10 protein-coding genes are annotated in these 12,375 nt (G+C 64.4%); 4 read left to right on the forward strand and 6 right to left on the reverse strand.

From position 1 onward, the window contains the following. Positions 1-127: 127 nt before the first annotated feature. From K8I04_07785 to glnE, 4 genes are all read right to left on the reverse strand, one after another. Positions 128-1,087, reverse strand: coding sequence for a mitochondrial fission ELM1 family protein (locus K8I04_07785; protein MBZ0071610.1), 960 nt, complete (start codon positions 1,085-1,087; stop codon positions 128-130). A 414-nt stretch (positions 1,088-1,501) separates the two neighbouring features. Beyond that, a complete protein-coding gene (locus K8I04_07790) occupies positions 1,502-1,726 on the reverse strand; it encodes a zinc-finger domain-containing protein (protein MBZ0071611.1) in 225 nt (74 codons plus the stop codon). Positions 1,727-1,852: 126 nt separating this feature from the next. After that, positions 1,853-2,773: a branched-chain amino acid transaminase gene (locus tag K8I04_07795; protein MBZ0071612.1), complete on the reverse strand. Its 921-nt coding sequence runs from the start codon at positions 2,771-2,773 to the stop codon at positions 1,853-1,855. A gap of 153 nt (positions 2,774-2,926) precedes the next feature. After that, a complete protein-coding gene (glnE, locus tag K8I04_07800; GenBank protein MBZ0071613.1) occupies positions 2,927-5,833 on the reverse strand; it encodes a bifunctional [glutamate--ammonia ligase]-adenylyl-L-tyrosine phosphorylase/[glutamate--ammonia-ligase] adenylyltransferase in 2,907 nt (968 codons plus the stop codon). Between the two features lie 464 nt (positions 5,834-6,297). Between glnE and K8I04_07805 the strand changes: the two genes are divergently transcribed. The 3 genes from K8I04_07805 to K8I04_07815 all read left to right on the forward strand — a co-directional run bounded on the left by K8I04_07805 (position 6,298) and on the right by K8I04_07815 (position 9,293). Next, positions 6,298-7,464, forward strand: coding sequence for a PilT/PilU family type 4a pilus ATPase (locus K8I04_07805; protein ID MBZ0071614.1), 1,167 nt, complete (start codon positions 6,298-6,300; stop codon positions 7,462-7,464). A gap of 519 nt (positions 7,465-7,983) precedes the next feature. Then, complete coding sequence (locus tag K8I04_07810) at positions 7,984-8,544, forward strand: sigma-70 family RNA polymerase sigma factor (protein ID MBZ0071615.1); 561 nt, start codon at positions 7,984-7,986, stop codon at positions 8,542-8,544. Then, entirely contained in the window at positions 8,544-9,293 is a 750-nt protein-coding gene (locus tag K8I04_07815) for a hypothetical protein (GenBank protein ID MBZ0071616.1), read from the forward strand. Before K8I04_07810 ends, K8I04_07815 begins: the two co-directional genes overlap by 1 nt. A 200-nt stretch (positions 9,294-9,493) precedes the next feature. Here the strand turns inward: K8I04_07815 and groL are convergent, their stop codons facing one another. Together groL and groES are read right to left on the reverse strand one after the other, a co-directional pair. Next, positions 9,494-11,149: a chaperonin GroEL gene (gene groL, locus K8I04_07820; GenBank protein MBZ0071617.1), complete on the reverse strand. Its 1,656-nt coding sequence runs from the start codon at positions 11,147-11,149 to the stop codon at positions 9,494-9,496. Between the two features lie 50 nt (positions 11,150-11,199). Next, positions 11,200-11,490: a co-chaperone GroES gene (groES, locus tag K8I04_07825; protein ID MBZ0071618.1), complete on the reverse strand. Its 291-nt coding sequence runs from the start codon at positions 11,488-11,490 to the stop codon at positions 11,200-11,202. Between the two features lie 531 nt (positions 11,491-12,021). On the opposite strand from groES, the gene K8I04_07830 reads away from it, so the two are divergent. Further along, on the forward strand, positions 12,022-12,375 hold a 354-nt coding region (locus K8I04_07830; protein ID MBZ0071619.1), incomplete at its 3' end, for an FxsA family protein.

The following is a 12,375-nucleotide window of genomic DNA, read 5'->3' on the forward strand; positions in this document are numbered from 1 at the left end:
CGTGTATTTCCGTGTGCTTCCGTGGTCGACTGGCATCTTTGTTCTTACCTGTTGCGTAGGGTGCGTCGAGGCGCAGCCTGACGCACCGGGACACCGCGCCACGGTGCGTCGCGTGCGCCGACGCACCCTACGAGGCGTAGGCATCCGCGGCGAAGAACCGCGCCAGGATCGCGCGCGCGGCGCGCGCCGCCTCATTGAAGGGCTGCCGCGGGGCGCGCAGCTCGGTGCCGTCCAGCCAGCGTGCATAGGTCGTCAGCAGGCCCTCGGCCACCAGCGCCTCCACGCCGCGCACGACCCGGTCGCGGCCGCGCGCCGGGACCTCCAGCAGGCCGACCGCGGCGCCCGAGGTCAGTGCCTCGTAGATCATGGACACGCTGTCGGCGCTCACCCAGACGGTGCCGGCCCAGGCGAGCTGTGCGGGCAACCAGTCCGGCGCCGTGGTCTCGCCGGGCACCAATTCGATACATTCCGGGTCGACCTGTGGGCGCAGCGCAGTGAGCACCTCCGCCGGCGTGCGGCGCGAGGTCGTCAACACCCAGCGCCGCGCCGCATCGTGGGCGACGATGGTGCGCACCTGCTCCACCAGTCGTGGCGTGGACCAGGCGTGATGCTTCGACGGCCCACCGAGCAGGATCAGGCCCTGCCGCGGGTCCTTGGCCACGCCCGGCCGCACCCGGTTGAGCACACCGCGCGTCACCAGTACGTTGCCGGCGGCGCGCGGGCGGTCGTGCGCCGGTACGACGCACAGGTCGAAGCAGCCACCTGGCAGCGTCGGCCGCATCAGCACCACGGCCCGCCCGCCCCGCGCGCGGCGCGCCGCGAGTAGTGGCCAGTGAGTCGCGTGCCCCGCGCCGAGCAGGAGATCCGGCGCCGGCAGCGCCCGCCCCCAGGGAAAGCGCCGCGCCAGCCAGGCCCCGACGGCCGCGATCTCGCCCGGCACCGGCAGGTCGTGCACCTCCACCGGCCGCAGGACGCGCAGTGCCTGCACCAGCCCCGCGCTCTGGTTCTCATGCCCGGGCTTGCCGTCGATGAAGCGCCATATGGTTAAGGGACGAGGTGCCAGGGACGAGGTGCTAGGTTGGGTCATCTAAGGGCCGAGGTCCTTGAGCCGAGGTTCGCGGGTGATTCATCCTAAAACCCGTATCTACCACGGAATCACGCGGAAAAGCACGGACGTGCTCGAACAGTGCGCACGGAGGCCCGCGGGGCGATGAAACACCTGTTGCATTGACACGCTGCCTTTCAACGTCTTCCGTACGCTTCCGCGGCTGAAATGAGCTTTTAAGGTTTATTCAGCCTGTAGGGTGCGTCGGCGCAGCGACCCACCGAATACCCTCGGCGCTGGTGGTGCGTCAGGCTTCGCCTCGGCGCACCCTACGATTGTTCCTGTGCTCGCAAACTCGCGGGTGCCGTGTCGCTGCGCCCCTCGCAATGACGAATAAATCACAGGTTCCTTTATCCAGTCAGCAGGCAGTGGCCGGCCTTTCCTCGGCCCTAGAACCTAGTCCCTGTCCGTCAACACATAATCCGCACTGCAATACGGACACCTGGCCTTCCCGGTCGCCTCAATAGGCAAATATACGCGTGGATGCGAGTTCCACAGGCTCATGCTGTCCATCGGGCAATGCAGCGGCAGGTCGGCACGCGTGACCTCGTAGCAGTTCTGCGCATTGGGTTCGATGTATCTGCCGCTGCCCACAGCCGCGGCGGTGTTCGGGTTGGTCATTGGTTTTCTCCAAAAATGGGATTCGGGATTCGGGATTCGGCAAAACCCGCAACCTTCCTTTCTCTGAATCCTGAATCCTGAATCCCGACCCCCGAATCCCGACCCCCGAATCCCGAATCCAAACAACTACACCACCGTCAGCCACTCCCGGCGTCCGGGATGTCGCCCGTGCACCAGATCGAAATAGGTCTTCTGCAGCTGCGTGGTGATCGGGCCGCGCGTGCCGGCGCCGATGGCGCGGCCGTCGACTTCGCGGATCGGTGTGACCTCGGCAGCGGTGCCGGTGAAGAAGGCCTCGTCGGCGATGTACACCTCATCGCGGGTGATGCGCTTCTCCTTCACCGGGATGCCGGCCTCGGCGGCCAGCGTGAAGATCGTATCGCGGGTGATGCCGTCGAGCGCCGAGGTCAGGTCCGGCGTATAGATCGTACCGTTGCGCACGATGAAGATGTTCTCGCCGGAGCCCTCGGCCACGTAGCCCTCGTTGTCCAGCAGCATGGCCTCGTCATACCCCACCGACAGCGCCTCGCGCAGGGCCAGCATCGAGTTCATGTAGTTGCCGTTGGCCTTGGCCTTGCACATGGTGATGTTCACGTGATGGCGCGTGAACGAAGAGGTCTTGATGCGGATACCGCGCTCCATGTTCTCGGCACCGAGATAGGCGCCCCAGGTCCAGGCGGCGATCATGCAGTGGACCTTGAGGTTGTCGGCGCGCAGGCCCATACCCTCGGCGCCGTAGAAGCACATCGGCCGGATGTAGGCCGATTCCAGCTTATTCTCACGCACCACGGCGCACTGCGCCGCATTGAGGGTCGCCTTGTCCCAGGGCATGGGCATCATAAGGATGTGCGCCGAGCGGAACAGCCGCTCGGTGTGCGCGTCGAGACGAAAGATCGCCGTGCCCGCATCGGTCTTGTAGGCGCGCACGCCCTCGAACACGCCCATGCCGTAATGCAGGGTATGGGTGAGCACATGCACCTTGGCCTCACGCCAGGGCACCAGCTCCCCGTCCAGCCAGATGACGCCGTCACGGTCGGCCATCGACATCGTACGTCTCCTCTTTCAATTCAGTGACAATAGACGAGAGACAACGTGCAAGAGGCAAGAGGCAAGTCCTGAAGGACGCCGCTTTCTACTTGCCTTTTGCACCTTGTCTCTCGCCTCTTGCCTCTCTTGCACCTTGTCTCTTACTTCTTGTATCTATTCCATGATTTCGCGCCACAGCGCCGCCACCCGCGCGCGCAGCGCGGCGAATTCCCCGGCATCCACGACGGGCGGCAGTTCCTGCAGCGTCAGTTCGTGCACGCGCTTGCGGAAGGCCCGGTAGGCGTCGGCCAGCAGGACGGTCGCCTCGGGCGCCAGCAGACCCTCCGCCCCGAGCGTCTCCAGCAGGCGGATATTGTCACTCCAGACCAGCAGCTTGGGGTGCGCGTGGGCATACCGCAGGACGTGGTATTGCACCATAAATTCGATATCGGCGATACCACCGACCCCTTGTTTGAGGTCGAAGTGGGCAGGGTCGTGCCGCACCAACTCCTGGCGCATGCGTTCGCGCATGTCGCACACCTCGGCGCGCAACGTGTCGGGGTCGCGCCGACGACGCAGCACGGCGCGGCGGACCGCGGCGAACGCCGCGGCAAGCCCGGCATCGCCGGCGACCACGCGGGCCCGCACCAGGGCCTGGTGCTCCCAGGTCCAGGCATCCTTCTCCTGATAATCCCGGAAGGCCTCCAGGCTGGTGACCAGCAGTCCCGAGGCACCACTCGGCCGCAGGCGCATATCCACCTCGTAGAGCACACCGGCGGGGGTCAGCGTATTCAGGAAATGGATGATGCGCTGACCCAGGCGCACGAAGAAGACCGAATTATCCACCACCTTCGGCCCGTCGGTGACCTGCCCGCTACCGTGACTGGCGTGGATGAACACCAGGTCCAGGTCCGATCCATAACTCAGTTCGATGCCGCCGAGCTTGCCGTAGGCGACAATGGCGAAACCGGTCGGATGGTGGGCGCCGCCGCGTCGCTGGCCCGGCTCGCCGTGGCGCGCCGCCAGCTGCCGCCAGCACAGGGTCAGTACCCGCTCGAGGATCACCTCGGCGATGTCGGTGAGGTAGTCGCTGACCACCATCAGCGGTGTGGCACCGACGATGTCGGCTGCCGCCACCCGCATCACCGCGGCCTGCTGAAACTGCCGCAGGGTATCCATCTGCCGTTCCAGATCCAGCGCGTCGACGTCCGCCAGCCGCGCCGCGAGCTGGGCCTCCAGATCGGCGCGGCGCAGCGGCGCATAGAGCTGGCGGGGATCCAGCAGCTCGTCGAGCAGCAACGGGTGGCGGGCCAGCTGCGCGGCGATCCAGGGGCTGGCCGCGCACAGCCGGACCAGCTGCGACAGGGCCATGGGGTGCTCCACCAACAGCGCCAGGTAGGCGCTGCGTCCCGCGATGGACTCGATCACCTGCATGACGCGGGCGAAGGTCGGGGTCGGCTCCGTCGTCTCCATTACCGCCGCCAGCAGCAGCGGCATCAGCCGGTCCAGGCGGGCACGGCCCCGACTGCCCATGCCCCGCAGGGCGGCGCTGTCCTGAAACGCCGTCAGCAGCCGCAGCGCCTCGTCGCAGTCCTCACAGCCGCGCCCGGTCAGCAGCCGCCGCGCCGCCGCCTCATCCAGATGACCCGCCCACAGGGCCTCGAGATCCGCATTCGGGGCGGCGGCCGCCTGGGTCACCGCCTGGGGGGCGGCAAACACCTGCTGAAACTGACCATCGACGAAGCGACGATGCCCGTCCAGCGCCCGTAGGAATGCCTTCCAGTCGGGAAAGCCCAGGCTGAAGGCGAGCCGCAGCCGCCCGGTTTCGTGCTCGGGCAGGTGGTGGGTCTGCTCGTCGGCATACGCCTGCAGGCGGTTCTCCACCCGCCGCAGGAAACGGTAGGCCGCGGCGAGACGCTCCACCGCGAATCCCGGCAGCAGGCCGCGCCCCGCCAGGTGCCTCAACGCCGGCAGCAGGCCACGCTCGCGCAGAATCGGTTCGCGACCGCCGCGCACCAGCTGGAAGGCCTGGACGATGAACTCCACCTCGCGGATGCCACCCGGGCCGAGCTTGATGTCGTCGTGCAGGCCGTAACGCTCCACCTCGCCGCGGATCAGCGCCTTCATCTCGCGCAGCTGCTCGAAGGCACCGAAGTCCAGATAACGGCGATAGACGAACGGCCGCAGCAGGTCCGCCAGCTCCGCCGCGTCCTGCGCGTCACCGGCGACCGGCCGCGCCTTGACCATGGCGTAGCGCTCCCATTCGCGGCCCTGCGACTGGTAGTAGTCCTCCAGCGCCGCGAAGCTCATGGCCAACGGCCCGCTGTCGCCGAAGGGGCGCAGACGCATGTCGACCCGATAGACGAAACCCTCCGGCGTCAGGTCGTCCAGCACCTGGATGAGGTCGCGGGCCAGAAGGTTGAAGAATTCCTCATCGCCAAGCTGCGGCCGGCCGCGGCGCCGACCGGGTCCCGGGCCCGCCTCGGGATAGGCGAAGATGAGATCGATGTCGGACGAGAAGTTGAGCTCGCGCGCACCCAGCTTGCCCATGCCGAGCACCACCAGCCCCTGCGGGCGCCCGGTGGCGGTCCGGGGCGTACCATAAACACGGCACTGCCAGGCATGCAGCCGCTCCAGCGCCACCTGCACGCAGGCATCGGCCAGCGCCGACAGGTCCTCGAGGACCTCGTCGACCGGCGCCCAGCCGGCCAGGTCGCGCCAGGCGATACGTACCAGCTCGCGCCGGCGCAGGCGCCGCAGGGCGGTGCCGAGTGCGCCCGCATCCGTCACGGCGGCGACGGCGGCCTGTGCCTTGGTCCGCATCTCCCCACGGGCGTAGTCGCCCAGCAGATCACCGCTGGCCAGCAACTCGCCGATCAGTCCCGGGTTGCGCACACAGGCCAGGGCGACGAAATCGCTGACGGCCCAGACCCGGCCGAGATAGCGCAGGAAGTCGGCGTTGTGCGGCGGCTCGATGCCGGCCTCGGCGGCGGCCACGCAATAGTCGTCCCAATGACGCTGCACCGGGGCGCACAGTGCCTCAGGCAGGTCTCGCGTCACGGCATCTGTCGACTGGTTCACAAAACGGGTTCTCCGACTGTACCTATCTGCACGGCCCGCGCTGGCGGGATGCGCAACCGCTATGGCCACGGAAGCACACGGAAATACACGGAAAGTAAGACCGGCCGCACTCCCCCCTCCGTGTCATTCCATGTACTTCCGTAGCCACCCTGAGCAACGCCATGGCCACGGAAACACACGGAAGTACACGGAACACAAACCCTGCCGCACATCCATATTCCGTGTCCTTCCGTGTGTTTCCGTGGCCATTCCGGGCAGGGGACGGGCGCTCGCCGGGGCCGCCGCAGGCAACCGGCCACCATTGTCGCGGATCGCGCGGTGTCTTGGCGAGCCCGGTCGCCGCGGGATTCAAGACCGCCCTGGTGGCGCCGAAACCTTAGGGACCGGCGCCGTTGCCCAGCAGCTCCCGTCCCGCCCGACGGAACCGCCGACCGCAGCCACCGACACGCTCACGGGGAACCCAGATGGAATTCAAAGATTTTCTGAAGATCATGGTGATGAAGGATGCGTCGGACCTTTATCTGAGCACCGGGGCGCCGGCCTGTATGAAGTTTCATGGCCAGCTCAAGGTCGTCGACAAGGCCACCCTGACACCGGACCGCATCAAAGAGATCGCCTACACGCTGATGGACGACGATCAGATCGCGCAGTTCGAACACAAGCCCGAAATGAACCTCGCCATCTCCGAGACGGGCGTCGGCCGCTTCCGCGTGAACATCTTCAAGCAGCGCAACACCATCGGTATGGTGGTGCGCAACATCAAGACCCAGATCCCGCAATGGCAGGACCTCGGCCTGCTGCCGGTGCTCACCGATGTGGTCATGGCCAAGCGCGGCCTGGTGCTGTTCGTCGGGGCCACCGGCTCGGGCAAATCCACCTCGCTGGCGTCACTGATCGACTACCGCAACACCAACAGCGCCGGCCACATCATCACCATCGAGGACCCGGTCGAGTTCATTCATCATCACAAGAAATCCATCGTCAACCAGCGCGAGGTCGGCCTGGACACCGACAGCTACGCAGATGCGCTGAAGAACACCCTGCGGCAGGCACCGGACGTGATCCTGATCGGTGAGATCCGTGACCGCGAGACCATGGAACATGCCATCACCTTCGCCGAGACCGGTCACCTGGCCATCTCGACGCTGCACGCCAACAACGCCAACCAGGCGCTGGACCGTATCATCAACTTCTTCCCCGAAGACCGCCGCAACCAGCTGCTGCTGGACCTGTCACTGAACATCCGCGCCTTCGTCTCGCAGCGCCTGATCCCGACGGTCGAAGGCAAGCGCTGTGCCGCCATCGAGATTCTGCTGGGCACACCGCTGGTGCAGGACCTGATCCGCCGCGGCGACGTGCACGAGATCAAGGAGGTCATGGCGAAGTCGGAGAACATCGGCATGCAGACCTTCGACAGCGCGCTGTACCGTCTGCACATGGACGGTCGCATCTCGATCGAGGAGGCACTGCGCAACGCCGACTCACCGAACAACCTGCGTCTGCGCATCAACCTCAGCGAAGAAATTCCCGGCGAGCCACCCGCCATCGCCAACAGCAGCGGCCTGAGCCTGGAGGGTGAAGAACCCTCTGCACCACCACCCATGCCGATGCGTGGCGGGGTCGCACGTTGATGGCGAGGCGTGATGGGTAAGGCGTGAGGCGTGAGGCGTAAAACCCAAACCCCAAACCTTTTTTGGCCACGGAAGCACACGGAAAGACACGGAAAAATTCAATGAGAAAAAGCCCAGCTTGTGAGCAAGTGGGTTGATTGCCGGTTTTTTTACATTGGGCATTTTTCCGCGTTACTTCATGTGCTCCCGTGGCAGGCTCTCGGCTCGCTCCGCGCCTGCGAGGGGTCGGGCGTGTAGGGTGCGTCGGCGCCAGCGACGCACCGTGGCGTGGGACCTGGTGCGTCAGGCTGCGCCTCGACGCACCCTACGCGCCTGCACTTTACATCATTATTTTTCCGTGTCTTTCCGTGTGCTTCCGTGGCTAAAATAGGGCTTGTCTTTTACGCCTCACGCCTCACGCCTTACCCCTCACGCCTCGCCCCTCACTCACTCCTGGCACCTGTCCCCGCTTTGCGGAATAATCGGCGGACACGGCACGTCTTTACTAGGCCGGAGATACGGCCAGGATCGGGTATAATTATGAAATTGTTGAGTTTGTTCTGCCGGAGCCAGGAATTCAAGCAGCGCCTCGAGGGCAGCCGCGTACGGCTGTACCGCCTGGCCTACTCCTGGTGCCATGAGCCCGCCCTGGCCGACGACCTGGTCCAGGAGACCCTGGAGAAGGCACTCAAAAAAAGTGGTCAGCTACGCGATCCTGCCGCCATGGAGACCTGGCTGTTCAGCATCCTGACCAACTGCTGGCGGGACCACTTCCGCCGCATGAAGGATACCGTGGACATCGATGACATCCCCTTCGAGCACGAGATCACGCCGGAATACGAGCACCAGCAACACCAGGTCGTGACTCAGGTGCGTGCGGCTATCGATACCTTGCCGCTGGGTCAGCGCCAGGTGTTGACACTGGTGGATCTGGAAGGCTGTTCGTATATCGAGGTCGCCAACATCCTGGGCGTGCCGATCGGAACCGTGATGAGTCGCCTGTGCCGCGCCCGCCGCACCCTGAAGGTCTCTCTGCTGGACTCCAACCTCATCCAACATGACCCGGACGAAACAGTACACCGGATCAGGAGGGTTAAGTGATGTCCACCGACGGGAACATCTCCGATGAATATCTGAGTGCCTTTGTCGACAACCAGCTCGATGCCGATGAGAAGAGTCGCATCCTCACCGCCATCAACGCCGACGACGACCTGAACCACCGTGCCTGCGAGCTGCGCCGCCTGCGCGAGCTGGTGCAGCACGCCTATGACATCCCGCCGCCCCCGCCGAGCCGCAGGCCGCGCGTCGACCGGAAACAGCGCTGGCGTCAGGCCATCGCCGCCTCGTTGCTGCTCGCCCTCGGCGGCGCGACCGGCTGGGTGGGCAATGCGCAGCAGCAGGAGCCCACCCTGCAGGCCATGTACATCAACGAACAGAAGGCCTTTCAGACCGCCAACCTCGCCCAGACCCCGATCAAGGGAGGTGAGCGCCGCATCCTGCTGCACATCAGCAGCGCGGACCCCGAGAAGCTGGAAAAGGCGCTGGATACCGCCGAAAAATTATTGGCTACCTACCGCAAGCTGCAGCAGCCCGTGGAACTGGAACTGGTCGCCAACGCCGGCGGCCTGAACCTGCTGCTCGCCAATACCTCGCCGTTCGCCGACCGCGTGCGGACGCTACAGCGTGAGTACGATAACCTCACCTTCCTCGCCTGCCAGACCGCCATGGATCAGCTGCGCCGCGAACAGCACCTGACCCCGCAACTCGTCCCCGAGGCGATCATCACACCGTCGGCACTGGAAGAGATCCTCCTGCGGCTGCAGCAGGGGTGGATGTATATCAGCGTATGAACGCGTTGCGTTCATATGCTGATAGAGACAAGAGGCAAGAGACAGGAGACAAGTAAAAAAACCGAACCCCGCCATGGCGGGGTTTCTTTTTACCGTTCACTTGCCTCTTGCCTCTTGCCTCTTGTATCAGGAAAAAGAAAACCCCGGCATGAACCGGGGCTTCTTTATCTTACGCAAGAGCGAACGGGAAACCTACAAACCTACATCATCCCCATCCCACCCATACCGCCCATACCACCCATGTCGCCCATGCCGGCGCCGGCGCCGGCGGAATCCTTCTCCGGCAGCTCGGCGATCATGCACTCGGTGGTGATCATCAGGCCGGCCACGGAGGCGGCGTTCTGCAGCGCGGTGCGGACGACCTTGGTCGGATCCAGGATGCCCATCTTCACCATGTCGCCGAACTCACCGGTCGTGGCGTTGTAACCGAAGCTGTCCTTGCCGTCCTCGACCTTGGCCAGGATGACGGAGCCTTCCTCACCGGCATTGCCGACGATCTGGCGCAGTGGCTCCTCCATCGCACGGCGCGCGATGTCGATACCGACGTCCTGATCGTGGTTGTCGCCCTTGAGCTTGGCGATGCCGACACGGGCACGGATCAAGGCGACACCGCCGCCGGGGACCACGCCTTCCTCCACCGCCGCACGCGTGGCATGCAGGGCGTCTTCGACACGGGCCTTCTTCTCTTTCATCTCCATCTCGGTCGCGGCACCGACCTTGATCACTGCCACACCGCCGGCGAGCTTGGCGACGCGCTCCTGCAGCTTCTCCTTGTCATAGTCGGAGGTGGCCTCCTCGACCTGGGCGCGGATCTGCTGCACGCGGGCCTCGATGTCGGCCTTGCGACCGGCGCCATCGATGATGGTGGTATTTTCCTTGGTCACCTGGATCTTCTTGGCGGTACCCAGATCCTCCAGGGTGACCTTGTCCAGCGACATACCGACTTCCTCGGAGATCACCTGGCCGCCGGTCAGGACGGCGATGTCCTGCAGCATGGCCTTGCGGCGGTCACCGAAACCGGGGGCCTTGACCGCAGACACCTTGACGATACCGCGAATGGTGTTGACCACCAGCGTGGCCAGCGCCTCGCCTTCGACGTCCTCGGCGATGATCAGCAGCGGACGACCAGCCTTGGCGACACCCTCGAGTACCGGCAGCATCTCGCGGATGTTGGAGATCTTCTTGTCGTGGATCAGGATGAACGGATCATCCAGCTCACAGGACATGTTCTGCTGGTTATTGATGAAGTACGGCGACAGATAGCCGCGATCGAACTGCATACCCTCGACCACGTCCAGCTCGTTCTCCAGACCGGAACCTTCCTCGACGGTGATGACGCCTTCCTTGCCGACCTTCTCCATCGCCTCGGCGATGCTGCTGCCGATGGCCTCATCGGAGTTGGCGGAGATGGTACCCACCTGGGTGATGGCCTTGGTATCGGTGCAGGGCTTGGACAGCTTCTTCAAATCCGCGATGGCGGCGGTCACGGCCTTGTCGATGCCGCGCTTGAGGTCCATGGGGTTCATGCCGGCGGCGACCGCCTTCATGCCCTCGCGGAGGATGGCCTGGGCCAGCACGGTGGCGGTGGTGGTACCGTCGCCGGCGACATCGGAGGTCTGGGAGGCGACTTCCTTCACCATCTGGGCGCCCATGTTCTCGAACTTGTCCTTCAGTTCGATCTCCTTGGCGACGGACACGCCGTCCTTGGTGACGGTGGGGGCGCCGAAGGCCCTCTCCAGCACCACATTACGACCCTTCGGCCCCAGCGTGGTCTTGACCGCATTGGCCAGAATGTTCACGCCCTTGACCATGCGCTGGCGCGCATCGTCGCTGAATTTGACTTCTTTTGCTGACATATTCGTTAATCCTCTTGAATTCGGTTGCGTGTCTTGCGGCCGGCCGGGACTCAGCCTTCGATGACCGCCACGATGTCTTCTTCGCGCATGACGAGCAGATCCTCGCCATCCACCTTGACCTCGGTACCGCTGTACTTACCGAACAGCACCTTGTCGCCGACCTTCACGTCAAGGGCGCGGACGCTGCCATCGTCCTGGATCTTACCCTTGCCGACAGCGAGAACCTCACCGCGGATCGGCTTTTCGGTGGCGGAGTCCGGAATCACGATCCCACCGGGGGATGTGCGTTCTTCCTCCATGCGCTTGATGATCACACGATCATGCAACGGACGAATTTTCATTCAGCATTCTCCTTCGATATGGCTGAGCTTGGGGTCGTTTGAAGACCAGAGTCGGCCGAGTGGATTATTAGCACTCGTTTCCAGTGAGTGCCAATGATAGCGATGAGTTGATGGGAGTCAAGGGGGTGGGCGGTGGCGCGGTGGGGCGGGAGGCGTTAAGGGCAAAACCCTTTTGGCCACGGAATCCACGGAACAACACGGGAAAAATACTAATGTAAAAGCCCAGTGCGCAAACCGGGCGATCACTGGGCGGGGTTTATCGATTGAATTCTGTTGCGGATCAATGGAGTCAGGCTCCATGATGTCGGCGGGCCGGTAGGGTGCGTCGAGGCGCAGCCTGACGCACCAAAATCCCGCACCACAGTGCGTCGCTGGTGCCGACGTACCCTACAAGGGGTTTTGCCATCAGCATTTTTTCCGTGTTGTTCCGTGGATTCCGTGGCCAAGATTTTTTCTCCTGACGCCTCCCGCCTCATGCCGGGTCGATTGCAATTCGCCCCGGGGGGCGGGTATGTTGCCGGGATGCGTGCGCTGCCTGTCCTGACGTTGCTGCTGTTCCTCGGCATACCCCTGGTGGAGCTCTATCTGCTCATTGAAGTGGGCAGCTGGATCGGTGCCCTGCCGACGGTGTTTCTGGTGGTATTCACGGCGGTACTGGGGGTGCTGCTGCTGCGCCAGCAGGGGTTCGCCGCGCTGCAGCGGGCGCAGCACGCCATGGCGCAGGGGCAGATCCCGGCCATGGAACTCCTCGAGGCTGTGCTGCTGACCCTGGGCGCAATACTGCTGCTGATCCCGGGCTTTTTCACCGACGCCCTGGGTTTTCTCTGCCTGATTCCCCCCCTGCGGCGCTGGCTGGTCCGGCGCCTGCTCGACCGCTATTTCCTC

Source organism: Gammaproteobacteria bacterium, from assembly GCA_019911805.1.
Classification (GTDB): domain Bacteria; phylum Pseudomonadota; class Gammaproteobacteria; order Thiohalobacterales; family Thiohalobacteraceae; genus JAHJQQ01.

Coding starts and splice junctions, on each gene's coding strand:
- K8I04_07785 (MBZ0071610.1), bottom strand. CDS start 1,087: ATGACCCAACCTAGCACCTCGTCCCTGGCACCTCGTCCCTTAACCATA.
- K8I04_07790 (MBZ0071611.1), bottom strand. CDS start 1,726: ATGACCAACCCGAACACCGCCGCGGCTGTGGGCAGCGGCAGATACATC.
- K8I04_07795 (MBZ0071612.1), bottom strand. CDS start 2,773: ATGTCGATGGCCGACCGTGACGGCGTCATCTGGCTGGACGGGGAGCTG.
- K8I04_07805 (MBZ0071614.1), top strand. CDS start 6,298: ATGGAATTCAAAGATTTTCTGAAGATCATGGTGATGAAGGATGCGTCG.
- K8I04_07810 (MBZ0071615.1), top strand. CDS start 7,984: ATGAAATTGTTGAGTTTGTTCTGCCGGAGCCAGGAATTCAAGCAGCGC.
- K8I04_07815 (MBZ0071616.1), top strand. CDS start 8,544: ATGTCCACCGACGGGAACATCTCCGATGAATATCTGAGTGCCTTTGTC.
- groL (MBZ0071617.1), bottom strand. CDS start 11,149: ATGTCAGCAAAAGAAGTCAAATTCAGCGACGATGCGCGCCAGCGCATG.
- groES (MBZ0071618.1), bottom strand. CDS start 11,490: ATGAAAATTCGTCCGTTGCATGATCGTGTGATCATCAAGCGCATGGAG.